At 45.3% G+C, this 11,007-nt stretch carries 12 protein-coding genes and 1 pseudogene; 4 read left to right on the top strand and 9 right to left on the bottom strand.

What is annotated here, in order from left to right:
- Nucleotides 1–200: 200 nt before the first annotated feature.
- Nucleotides 201–1,085 carry a nucleotidyltransferase-like protein gene (locus Y79_RS0105000; protein WP_016936703.1) on the bottom strand — a complete coding sequence of 295 codons (885 nt, stop codon included), beginning with the start codon at nt 1,083–1,085 and terminating at the stop codon, nt 201–203.
- Nucleotides 1,086–1,287: 202 nt separating this feature from the next.
- Between Y79_RS0105000 and Y79_RS0105005 the strand changes: the two genes are divergently transcribed.
- Nucleotides 1,288–1,641 (top strand): YgzB family protein, encoded by a 354-nt coding sequence (locus Y79_RS0105005; protein ID WP_007408568.1) that lies wholly within the window; start codon nt 1,288–1,290, stop codon nt 1,639–1,641.
- 34 nt (nt 1,642–1,675) lie between these two features.
- On the opposite strand, the gene perR is transcribed toward Y79_RS0105005, so the two are convergent.
- Nucleotides 1,676–2,113: a peroxide-responsive transcriptional repressor PerR gene (perR, locus tag Y79_RS0105010; RefSeq protein ID WP_013351502.1), complete on the bottom strand. Its 438-nt coding sequence runs from the start codon at nt 2,111–2,113 to the stop codon at nt 1,676–1,678.
- 124 nt (nt 2,114–2,237) lie between these two features.
- A complete protein-coding gene (gene bcp / locus Y79_RS0105015) occupies nt 2,238–2,711 on the bottom strand; it encodes a thioredoxin-dependent thiol peroxidase (RefSeq protein ID WP_016936704.1) in 474 nt (157 codons plus the stop codon).
- 156 nt (nt 2,712–2,867) lie between these two features.
- Between bcp and Y79_RS0105020 the strand changes: the two genes are divergently transcribed.
- Together Y79_RS0105020 and Y79_RS0105025 are read left to right on the top strand one after the other, a co-directional pair.
- The gene (locus Y79_RS0105020) at nt 2,868–4,157 is read left to right on the top strand and encodes a glutamate-1-semialdehyde 2,1-aminomutase (RefSeq protein WP_016936705.1); all 1,290 of its coding nucleotides are present in this window, start codon (nt 2,868–2,870) and stop codon (nt 4,155–4,157) included.
- Nucleotides 4,158–4,366: 209 nt separating this feature from the next.
- A complete protein-coding gene (locus Y79_RS0105025; protein ID WP_016936706.1) occupies nt 4,367–5,434 on the top strand; it encodes an aromatic acid exporter family protein in 1,068 nt (355 codons plus the stop codon).
- 76 nt (nt 5,435–5,510) lie between these two features.
- On the opposite strand, the gene Y79_RS0105030 is transcribed toward Y79_RS0105025, so the two are convergent.
- The 5 genes and pseudogenes from Y79_RS0105030 to fabL all read right to left on the bottom strand — a co-directional run bounded on the left by Y79_RS0105030 (nt 5,511) and on the right by fabL (nt 9,417).
- The gene (locus Y79_RS0105030; protein ID WP_016936707.1) at nt 5,511–7,253 is read right to left on the bottom strand and encodes an ABC transporter ATP-binding protein; all 1,743 of its coding nucleotides are present in this window, start codon (nt 7,251–7,253) and stop codon (nt 5,511–5,513) included.
- Nucleotides 7,254–7,334: 81 nt separating this feature from the next.
- Entirely contained in the window at nt 7,335–7,865 is a 531-nt protein-coding gene (ntdP, locus tag Y79_RS0105035) for a nucleoside tri-diphosphate phosphatase (protein ID WP_003155475.1), read from the bottom strand.
- 135 nt (nt 7,866–8,000) lie between these two features.
- Entirely contained in the window at nt 8,001–8,267 is a 267-nt protein-coding gene (locus Y79_RS0105040) for a YgaB family protein (RefSeq protein ID WP_003155476.1), read from the bottom strand.
- Between the two features lie 160 nt (nt 8,268–8,427).
- Nucleotides 8,428–8,580: pseudogene (locus tag Y79_RS0105045) on the bottom strand (gamma-type small acid-soluble spore protein); the annotation flags it as partial.
- Between the two features lie 84 nt (nt 8,581–8,664).
- On the bottom strand, nt 8,665–9,417 hold the full coding sequence (gene fabL / locus Y79_RS0105050) for an enoyl-[acyl-carrier-protein] reductase FabL (protein ID WP_016936708.1): 753 nt from the start codon (nt 9,415–9,417) through the stop codon (nt 8,665–8,667).
- 82 nt (nt 9,418–9,499) lie between these two features.
- On the opposite strand from fabL, the gene Y79_RS0105055 reads away from it, so the two are divergent.
- Nucleotides 9,500–9,724 carry a hypothetical protein gene (locus Y79_RS0105055; RefSeq protein ID WP_016936709.1) on the top strand — a complete coding sequence of 75 codons (225 nt, stop codon included), beginning with the start codon at nt 9,500–9,502 and terminating at the stop codon, nt 9,722–9,724.
- Between the two features lie 6 nt (nt 9,725–9,730).
- Here Y79_RS0105055 and mutY read toward each other — a convergent pair whose 3' ends face one another.
- Entirely contained in the window at nt 9,731–10,828 is a 1,098-nt protein-coding gene (gene mutY, locus Y79_RS0105060; RefSeq protein WP_016936710.1) for an A/G-specific adenine glycosylase, read from the bottom strand.
- Nucleotides 10,829–11,007: the final 179 nt, after the last annotated feature.

Below are 11,007 nucleotides of genomic sequence, written 5' to 3' on the forward strand. Positions count from 1 at the left end.
GCGATTTATTTAAAACTTTGAATTAACAGGTACGTTTTGTCTTGTTTAGTTTTCAAAGATCATCTTCAACCTCATCTTGAGGCGACTTTCTCAGTATAACATTTCAGCAAGTTGCTGTCAAATGTTTTTTTGTTTTTATTTCTCCGCCGCTGTGTGCTTTTTGTCGAAGCGCATCAGCGACGTTTAATAATATAACACGCCTATAATTCAGCGTCAACACTTTTTTTGAAAGAATATCCTCGATGATATACTTCCTGCCCTTTTGTCTCTATTTGAGATACTTCAATAAAACCTTTTTCCGTCAGGTAATCAAGCATGACACCGAGATCTTGGGTGAAAGGCGCCAGCTCAGGATGCTGAAGCAATTCTCCAAACTGCCACATTTCTTTTTCACTCATAACTTGAAAAAGATGCGCAGAGCCGATTTCAGCTTTTGAATGGATGAGAAAATCATTTGCTAAGAATAATAATTCGAGCCTTTTCTCCAAACTTTCGTGGCTCTCGACAAGTTCGGAATATAACTTATATACCTGCGGTTCAATATGGCGGACCTGATTCCAGACTGTCGTTTCAGGATAAAACCCCCGGTCAATCACTTCTATGCGGGCCAAGTGGTGAAGAGCATGCACGACCGCATAATATGCATCCAGAAAATGATCAGCTTCAAAAAACGCTTTTCCTTCTACAAACCTTCTGATCAGCTTGCCGTATTCCATTCCGATCTTTAATTTACGCTCGGCGAAAGGAAAAGTGCTGAGCCGGTCATTAAGTTCAGATATATATTCATTGCGGTCAAACAGCACCTTGCCGTTTATGATCCAATCTATAACTCTTCTATTTGTCCCCAGCAGAATCCATTCCTGAAGCAGGGCATCCGTTACAATATGTAAGGAAGCGGTTTTGTGTTCGAATTCATAATGCTTTATAAAAAGAGGCTCTTCAGCCTGTTTGACAATGACAAGCATGACCGCATCAAAGTTATCTGTGATGGATGATGCTTTGCTCCTTCTCTCAATCATAAGGACGGCCAGCGTATCGGGATGACTTGCTCTTTCTTGGTAAATTGGACGGAGAAGATTGTCCATTACGATTCCTCCAATGCGATTGTTTCACAAGCTTTTGTTTCTACATTTCTATGATAAAACATGAAAGTCCTTTTTTCTAAACACATTGAACTATTATAACAAATTTCCTTTCAGCTGCCATATCTATTCTTCCCTTTTCTTACGAAAACATGAAGAATATGCCATCTGATTTGTGCTATAGTTAAACCAGAGGGGGATGGACATGGCGAAATACTCAAGCAAAATTAATAAGATCAGAACGTTTGCGTTAAGTTTGGTTTTCGTTGGGTTTATCATTATGTACATCGGGCTGTTCTTTAAGCAGTCTGTTTTGCTTGCCAGCTTGTTTATGATTCTCGGCCTGCTGTCGATCGGGCTCAGCACCGCCGTTTATTTTTGGATCGGCATGCTGTCCACAAAAGCGGTCCGGGTGATGTGCCCCGCCTGCGAGAAAGAAACGAAGATTCTGGGCAGAGTGGATATGTGCATGCATTGCAGAGAGCCGCTTACATTGGATAAAGGTTTGGAAGGCAAAGCGTTCGATGAGTCTTATAACAGAAAAAACAGTGTGAAATAAACAAAGCTGACCGTATCAAAGCGGTCAGCTTCGTTTAATGGTTTTCTTTTTTGGAGCATTCTTGGCAGACGCCGTAAATCTCCAAACGATGGTGGCTTACCTTAAACCCCGTTACGTGAGCCGCAAGCTGTTCCACTTCGTCAAGGCCAGGATAATGGAAGTCCACGATTTTTCCGCAGTTTTCACAAATGGCGTGATAATGGTCAGAGGTGACAAAGTCAAATCTGCTGGACGCATCTCCGTACGTAAGCTCCTTTACAAGCCCCGCTTCCCGGAATACACGCAAATTGTTATAAACTGTCGCAACACTCATATTAGGGAATTTCCCTTCCAAGGCTTTATATATATCGTCCGCTGTCGGATGAGCCATAGAGTCCACGAGATATTCCAGAATGGCATGACGTTGAGGAGTAATCCGGACTCCCGTATCCTTCAACGTGTCTAAGGCTTCTTTTAATTCATGTGCAGCCATCCGTCATGCACCTCTCTTCTAAAAAAGATTCTTACTTTATAATGTTTATAATTAGTGTACATCTTTTTCCGGTCTCCTGTCAAATGCAATCTGACGAAAACCCCGTGAGTTCAGCATTTGTCCATTAATTAGACGCAATTTGTTCTAATTCGCGAAGCGCTTCCGCAACATGATCTTTTACTTTTACCTTTCTCCATTCCTTCACGAGACGGCCTTCTTTGTCTAACAGAAAGGTGGAGCGTTCGATACCCATATATTCTTTCCCAAAATTCTTCTTCAGCTTCCACACATCAAAAGCTTCCGCCAGTTTGTGCTCATCATCGACGAGGAGCTGGAAAGGAAGATCGTGTTTCTGCTTGAATTTTTCATGTTTGTCACGGCTGTCAGGGCTTACTCCGATGATAACCGCATCAAGTCCCGCGAAACTTTCGTGCTGATCACGGAAATCGCATGCTTCCGTCGTGCATCCGGGTGTCATGTCTTTCGGATAAAAATAGAGCACGACGTACTTCCCTTTAAAATCTGTTAATGATACTTTTTCTCCGCTGTCGTTCACTAATTTCATATCCGGTGCTGCTTGTCCGATTTCAATCGTCATTTCTTATACCTCCGGGTTTTTTATTAAGCGTATCCAATTCGCGTTAAGATTACAACTGTTATCCCCCGCTCTTTTCTGGAAGCAAGAACCGTTGTGCTCGCATTGAAGCATGCTACAATAGAATATGATGTAAGGAGATATTAGGAGGGTCATTTTTTGTATACAAAATCAGTTGAACTTCATAAAGAAGCGTTAGAGCATATCGTGGGAGGCGTGAACAGCCCGTCCAGATCCTATAAAGCGGTAGGCGGCGGTTCACCAGTTGCGATGGAAAAAGCAAATGGCGCTTATTTCTGGGATGTAGACGGGAATCAGTATATTGATTATTTAGCGGCTTACGGTCCGATTATTACCGGACATGCCCACCCGCATATTACAGAAGCGATTAAAAAAGCCGCTGAAAACGGCGTACTGTACGGAACGCCGACTAAGCATGAGGTCACTTTCGCCAAAATGCTGAAGGAGGCCATTCCTTCACTTGATAAAGTGCGGTTCGTAAACTCTGGTACTGAAGCGGTGATGACAACGATCCGGGTTGCACGCGCTTATACAGGCCGGACAAAAATCATTAAATTCGCAGGCTGCTATCACGGCCATTCTGATCTCGTGCTTGTCGCTGCGGGTTCAGGTCCGTCTACGCTCGGCACCCCCGATTCCGCCGGTGTGCCGAAAAGCATCGCCAAAGAAGTGATTACCGTTCCTTTCAATGACATTGACAGTTACAAAGCCGCATTGGACAAATGGGGTTCAGAAATTGCAGCAGTTCTTGTCGAGCCGATTGTCGGGAATTTCGGCATCGTTGAACCTAAAGAAGGCTTTTTGGAACAGGTCAATGAATTGACCCATAAAGCGGGCGCGCTCGTCATTTATGATGAAGTGATCACGGCGTTCCGTTTTATGTACGGAGGCGCGCAGGATCTTCTCCAAGTAAAGCCTGATTTAACGGCGCTCGGAAAAATCATCGGAGGCGGGTTGCCGATCGGCGCTTACGGAGGCAAAAAAGAGATCATGGAACAGGTTGCTCCGCTCGGTCCGGCATATCAAGCCGGCACGATGGCCGGAAATCCCGCATCCATCTTATCCGGTATCGCCTGTCTGGAAGTGCTGAAGGAAGAAGGCGTTTATGAGCGGCTTGATCAGCTCGGCGCAAGACTTGAGCAAGGCATTCTCGCCCATGCGGAGACACATGGCATTACCATTACCGTCAACCGTTTAAAAGGCGCGCTTACGGTTTACTTCAGTGATGAAAAGATCGTCAATTATGAGCAGGCGGAAAATACGGACGGAGAAGCATTTGCCAAGTTCTTCAAGCTGATGCTTGAACGCGGGATCAATCTCGCCCCGTCGAAGTATGAAGCTTGGTTTATCACAACCGCACATACTGAAGAAGATATCGATGCCACTTTAAAAGCGGTCGAAGATGCGTTCAGACATATGAAAAAATAACTGTTGAAACAAGCGGAAGCCCGGGGCTTCCGCTTTTTCTTTTTGTCCGATTTGTGAGATAATGGTTTTTTCAAAAAAAGACCTTGAATAATTGGTATGATCCCTGTATATTACTTTATTGTTTAGCAAATAAACCGACAGGGAAATGTAAGTGTCAGCCGTTCGTTCGGCACATAATTTATTAGAGAAAGGAATGCACGCACAAACCAATGAAACTTGGTGCCCGCATTTTTAAAACAGGGATTGCGATTACGCTCGCCCTCTACTTAGCATCATGGATCGGACTTCCGTCGCCGATCTTTGCCGGGATTGCAGCTATATTTGCCATACAGCCCTCTATTTACAGGTCTTTTCTTATCATTATTGATCAGGTGCAGGCAAATATCATCGGCGCTGTCATCGCTACGGTATTCGGACTGATTTTCGGACCGAGTCCGATTATGATCGGATTGACCGCAGTCATTGTCATTACGATTATGTTAAAACTGAAAATTGAACACACCATTTCAATTGCGCTCGTTACAGTTATCGCGATTTTGGAAACACCGGGAAACAGCTTCCTGACGTTCGCTCTGATTCGAACAAGCACCGTTATTTTAGGCGTGCTTTCTTCTTTTATTGTGAACCTTGTGTTTCTTCCGCCGAAATACGAAACGAAACTGACTCATCATACGGTTGAATACACCGATGAGATCATGAAATGGATCAGACTGACCATGCGCCAGTCGACGGAGCACTCGATATTGAAAGAAGATATTGAGAAGCTGAAGGAAAAGATGATGAAGCTTGACCATACGTATCTTCTTTATAAAGAAGAGAGAAGCTACTTTAAGAAGACAACGTATGTAAAGTCGCGCAAGCTTGTTTTATTCAGACAAGCGATTATTACGGCGAACCGGGCGCTTGATACGCTGAAAAAGCTGCATCGCTATGAAAACGAGATTTATCATATGCCGGAGGAATTTCAGGAGACGCTGACAGAAGAAATTGATTATCTGCTTCATTGGCACGAAAGAATTTTGATGCGGACTGTCGGCAAGATTAAGCCGCATGATGACGATGCTGAAGAAAGCATAAGATATAAACAGCTTTTGACGAAGTCTTTCTTGAAAAATCAGCAGAACTGCGAGGATGAACTGCTTGATTACAATATGCTCAGCATTATGGCTGCGGTTGCGGAATACCGCGAGCAGCTGGAACATCTTGATACACTGATTACGAGTTTCCAGACATACCACCCGAAAGACAGCGAATTAGAAACAGACGATGATGAGTAACCCGGTGCTAAGAAGAACCGGGTTTTTTTGTATAAAAAAACTTATGCCGCCCATTCGGCCGGCATAAGTTTTTCGGTCAATTTAAATTCTGGATCGTAAATAAATGTCTGTACTGGCCGCCACGCGCCATTAATTCTTCGTGCGTGCCGGTTTCAATGACGGAGCCGTTTTCCATGACGACAATTTTATCCGCATGCGTAATCGTGGACAGCCTGTGGGCGACGATAAATGTCGTCCGGTTTTTCGCAAGCTTGTCCATCGCTTCCTGAATGTAGTGTTCACTTTCAAGATCAAGAGCCGAAGTCGCTTCATCCAAAATCAGCAGCGGCGGATTTTTTAAGAATACACGCGCGATCGAAATCCGCTGCTTCTGCCCGCCTGACAATTTGACGCCCCGCTCGCCTACTTTGGTCTCATAGCCTTCGGGGAAGCCCATAATAAATTCATGGGCATTTGCCGCTTTCGCAGCCGCAACCACCTCATCCAGAGACGCTCCCGGTTTACCGATGGCGATATTTTCACGAATCGTCTCACTGAACAGAAATGTATCTTGAAGCACCATTCCGACTTGATTGCGGAGGCTTCTCGCTTCATAATCGCGAATATCTGTGCCGTCAATCAGCAGGCTGCCGCCGGACACATCATAAAAACGCGGTATGAGGCTGACAAGCGTAGATTTTCCGCCGCCGCTCATCCCGACAAGCGCAACGGTCTCCCCTTTTGTCACCTTTAAGGAAACGTCCCGCAAGATCTTTTCTTTTCCTTCTTCATAGGAGAACGAAACATTTCGGAATTCAACCTCGCCTTTAATGCTGTCAGCCTTGACGGCATTCGGTTTATCAGTCAATTCATACGGCTCGTCGATAAATTCAAATATGCGGTCCATTGAAGCAATCGACTGGGTCAGCGTCGTCGATGAGTTGATCAATCTTCTGACCGGATTGTACATTCTGTCAATGTAACCGACGAACGCAACCATTGTCCCTACTGTCAGCGGGCCGTTTATGACAAAATAGCCCGCAAACGCGATAACGAGCAGCGGCGCTAAATCCGTAATGGTGTTTACGACCGCAAATGTTTTGGCGTTCCAATTCGTATGACGGATCGCTTTGTCCAGAAAATGTCCGTTTTTCTCATCAAAATTGGCTTGTTCATAATTTTCAATGGCGAAGCTTCTGATAACGGGCATCCCTTGAACTCTTTCGTGCAAATGGCCCTGCACCTGAGCGAGAGCCTGAGAACGCTCGCGTGTCAGTTTTCGGAGACGGCCGTAAAAGTATTTCACTGAAATTCCGTATAACGGAAATAAAATGACAGATATCAGTGTCAGCTTGACATCGAGTGTGAACATAATACAGATGACGATCAGCACCGTCATCATATCAAGCCAGATATTCATCAGTCCCGTTATGACAAAGTCTTTTGTCTGTTCGACATCATTTATCACCCGGGAAATGACTTCGCCTGTTCTCGTATTGGCATAAAACCGCAGGCTCAATTTTTGAATATGGTCAAACAATACTCCTCTGATATCGTAGAGCACCCGGCTGCCCGTCCATTGCGCGAAATATTGCCGATAATATTCTACCGGCGGACGCAGAACTAAAAACAGCACGAACATGATGCCCATAATCGTGAATAGTGATGACGTTTTAGCGCTTGCCGTGCCGCTCCCTTGAATAATGTCATCGACTACGTATTTTAACAGAAGCGGGAGAGCCAGCGGGATGGAGAACTTTATAATACCGATACACACTGTGATAAAGATTTGTTTTTTATAAGGTTTTACAAATTGCATATAGCGTCTGATTACGCCCACACTTTATCCCCCTCTCTCTTTAAGGCGTGTGAGCCCATGTGAAAAACCTGTTGACACCCCAACAGGTTTTTATTATATTCTTTATTTTGTATAGCGCAGATACCGTTCATACCACATATCAACAAATTCCGGAGCAAACGGTCCTTTCCGCTGATGAATCCAGTGCAGCAGCGTATTCAGATACTCCTTCAGAATGCTGTCGATCTCTTTAGGGTAATTCATTGATTTGCGGTGATCATCGTATTCATCTTCGTCAAGAATGTTATACGTCATATCCGGAAACACCTTGACATCCAAATCGTAATCAATATATTTGATGGCCTCCCCGTCATAAGCGAACGGCGAGCTGATGTTGCAGTAATAGTGAACCCCGTCATCTCTCAGCATTCCGATGACGTTAAACCACTGACGGGCATGAAAGTAGCAGATCGCCGGTTCTCTCGTCACCCACGTCCGTCCGTCGGATTCCGTCACCATTGTCCGGTCGTTAGCTCCGATGATACACAATTCCGTACTTTTTAAAATCGTCGTTTCATTCCAAATTCGATGAAGCAGCCCGTTATGCTTATAGCTGTGAATTTGAATGGTTTCTCCTTCCTTGGGATATCCCATATTTCTCCCCTACTTTCTGTAAAGCCCTGCAGTCAATGCAGCCGCAATTGCTTTCCGACAAGTCTTTTCACTATTATACCGTTACGAATTAAAAAATGAAAATAAAAGAACCACTCCGCTTCCGGAATGGCACATTCATTTCTGCACATAGGAAGACGGCTTTTCCGTGCTGCGATAAGACTGGATGACTTGCTCTGTCTGCCTTTGGAATAACTCCTGTATGCCGGCCAGATCTTTTCGCTTTGTCGCAATTTCGTCCTGTACATTGTCCAGCTTCGCATCTCTTTCCAGACTGATGAGTTCCGCCTCCACCTGCCGGCAGCGGTCGAGTTCTGACTGCAGCTCGAGAAGCTGATCCATGATCTTCATCTGTTCACTTACAAGCTTTTCAAACTCTGACATCGGGTTCCTCCTTAGGCTTTTAGGTTGATACTCCTTACCATTTCGATTTTCAGCCGGAAAACCCTTTGACTCATTCTGTAGAGGAATCACAAGTTTTGTCGTTTTGAGAAAAGAAAAAAGCACTTCCATCCGAGGATGAAGTGCTTTTTTGTTTCAGTGATTAGCTGTTTTGCTGTTTGTTTTGTTCAGCAGATTGGTTTTGCTTTCTTACCTGCTGCGCATCAGTTTCACTGCCGAATTCAGTGCCGTATTGACCTTGACCGGAAGCTGATTGCTGATTTTGTTTTTTCACCTGCTGAACGTCTGTTTTGCTGTATTTTGAGTTTGCCATTGTTATCACCTCCACGCACTTTAGAATGTGCAGGAGGTGTTAAGGCTATTCATGTTTTTTAAAAACTTATACGAGCAGAGAGCGTCCGCCGTCGATAATGATGGTCTGGCCGCGGATCATGTCCGCTTTTGAAGAAACTAAAAACTCCACCGTATCGATCATATCTTTAATTTCGACCATTCTGCCGGCCGGCGTATTTTGGCGGGCATCTTCAAGCAATTCGTCTCTGTTAGGGAAATGCTTCAGCGCGTCCGTATCAATCGCTCCGCCGGAAACCGCGTTTACGATGATATTTTTCGGAGAAAGCTCAACCGCCAGGTAACGGGTTAACGCTTCTAAAGCGGCTTTTGAGACACCGACCGTCGTATAGTTCTCAAGGTAACGGATGCTGCCGAGCGAGCTGATGCTGACGATGTGGCCGCCTCCGTTTTTCTCCATCAGCTTTGCCGCTTCCTGAGCGCAGAAAAGCAATGCTTTCGCGTTGATATTCATCGTCCAGTCCCAATGTGTTTCTTCGAGTTCCATAACCGGTCTCAGCACGCCTGAAGCCGCGTTATTGACGAATACGTCCAGTCTGCCGAATGCTTCGTCGATCTGGCGGAACATGTCTTTAATTTTTGCCGGCTGGCCGACATTGGCTTTAATGACGAGCGTTTTAACGCCGAGTTTCTCAATTTCTTCGGCAGTTTCTAGTGCCGCTTTTTTACTGCGAGCGTAATTGATGACGATGTTGTAGCCTTTTTCTGCGAGTCTGATGGCTGCCGCTTTTCCGACGCCCCGGCTGCTTCCCGTGATCAGTGCGCATTTATTTTGTTCCATTTTTCCTCAGCTCCTTGCTGCGTATAGTTCTTTTCATTCAACAAACAATAAAAGCAATATTCATTGAAAGGGGTCTTTTTATATGTATGTCGGACGTGATATGGGCGAATTGGCCATGATGCCCAAACAAGATTGGAAAGATTCAGAGCTCGCCTATTTCCACCATGCCTTCCAGCAAATTATGCCGTATTTAAACGAGGAAGGCCAGTCCAAATACCGGGAACTGATTCAGGAAATCGAAGCCCGCGGCGGACTGAAACGGAATGAGGCGGATTACAGCCACGGCACGCGCGTCAGCTATGACTGACGCTTTTTACCGGCGGCCGCTTTCGTCCGCCATTTTCCAAATCTTTTGATGGGAAACGGGAAAAGCATATTCCTCGAGTTCCTCTTTTGTGACCCGTATTAATTCTGATGTATCCGACACTTGTTTTACTTTACCGAAAAAGACCGAAATATTCCAGACGAGATGAGTAAAAACATGCTCAACGATGCCTTCCAGCTCCCCGATTTCAGCGGTTGTTCCCATCTCTTTTTCTAAAAAGGCTTCAAGCTGCTCTCTTTCGGTTTTGATTCCTTTTTGGGTTTCGGTGTTCGGAAACTCCCACAGATTGGCGAGCAGTCCTTTTGGCGGCCGTTTATGAATATAGACATTGTCCTGGTCGTCTGTCAGCACAACGGCTGCCATTGTTTTCACCCCGGGTTTTTTCTTTTTGCTTTTGACAGGCAGCTCCCGCTCTGTCCCTTCCGCAAATGCCGAACAGTGCTTTTGCACGGGGCACAGCAGACAGGACGGCGATTTCGGGGTGCAGATGATCGCACCGAGCTCCATTAAACCCTGGTTGAATTCAGATGGTTTTTCATGAGAAATAAAAGCGGATACCGCCTGTTCGAAAATGGTTCTCGTTTTCGGCTTTGCGATATCGTCCCATATGGAAAGAATTCTCGACATGACACGCATCACATTGCCGTCTACGGCCGGAACCGGCTTGTTGTATGCAATGCTGAGCACGGCGCCTTTTGTATAAGGGCCGACACCTTTCAGTCCGCCGAATTCCTTTTCCCCGTCAGGAACGACTCCCCCGTACCGCTCGTGCACTTCTTTTACGGCGCTTTGCAGATTTCTCACACGGGAGTAATAGCCTAACCCTTCCCAGGCTTTGAGCACTTTTTCCTCATCGGCTTCAGCGAGCGCCGAGACGGTCGGAAATTGCTCAAGAAACCGTTGGAAATAAGGGATGACAGTATCTACGCGCGTCTGCTGCAGCATGACCTCTGACACCCACACCCGATACGGATCCTGATTTTCTCTCCACGGCAGAATTCTCTGTTCTCTTTCGAACCATGTAATTAAATCCTTACGAAATGCGTCTATATCTTTTTGTTTCAATTTTTCTTCAAGTGCGTTCATATCTTCTCCTCAGATGTTTCGGGTCCCGCTTTTCTTGACACTGTATTTTGGTGTAAACTAAGGGCACGTTACGATAATATGTTACATTAAATAGTGATAAAGAAAAAGCGGAAACATATGAGAACGGCGGATAAACGCCATGATTGGGCAAACAGAAAATGGGGAATATCTTATAATGC

It is taken from the genome of Bacillus siamensis KCTC 13613 (assembly GCF_000262045.1).
Lineage (GTDB): Bacteria > Bacillota > Bacilli > Bacillales > Bacillaceae > Bacillus > Bacillus siamensis.

Excerpts from the sequence above, each read along its gene's own strand:
- Y79_RS0105000 (WP_016936703.1), bottom strand. The coding sequence starts at position 1,085 with ATGGACAATCTTCTCCGTCCAATTTACCAAGAAAGAGCAAGTCATCCC.
- Y79_RS0105005 (WP_007408568.1), top strand. The coding sequence starts at position 1,288 with ATGGCGAAATACTCAAGCAAAATTAATAAGATCAGAACGTTTGCGTTA.
- perR (WP_013351502.1), bottom strand. The coding sequence starts at position 2,113 with ATGGCTGCACATGAATTAAAAGAAGCCTTAGACACGTTGAAGGATACG.
- bcp (WP_016936704.1), bottom strand. The coding sequence starts at position 2,711 with ATGACGATTGAAATCGGACAAGCAGCACCGGATATGAAATTAGTGAAC.
- Y79_RS0105025 (WP_016936706.1), top strand. The coding sequence starts at position 4,367 with ATGAAACTTGGTGCCCGCATTTTTAAAACAGGGATTGCGATTACGCTC.
- ntdP (WP_003155475.1), bottom strand. The coding sequence starts at position 7,865 with ATGGGATATCCCAAGGAAGGAGAAACCATTCAAATTCACAGCTATAAG.
- Y79_RS0105040 (WP_003155476.1), bottom strand. The coding sequence starts at position 8,267 with ATGTCAGAGTTTGAAAAGCTTGTAAGTGAACAGATGAAGATCATGGAT.
- fabL (WP_016936708.1), bottom strand. The coding sequence starts at position 9,417 with ATGGAACAAAATAAATGCGCACTGATCACGGGAAGCAGCCGGGGCGTC.
- Y79_RS0105055 (WP_016936709.1), top strand. The coding sequence starts at position 9,500 with ATGTATGTCGGACGTGATATGGGCGAATTGGCCATGATGCCCAAACAA.
- mutY (WP_016936710.1), bottom strand. The coding sequence starts at position 10,828 with ATGAACGCACTTGAAGAAAAATTGAAACAAAAAGATATAGACGCATTT.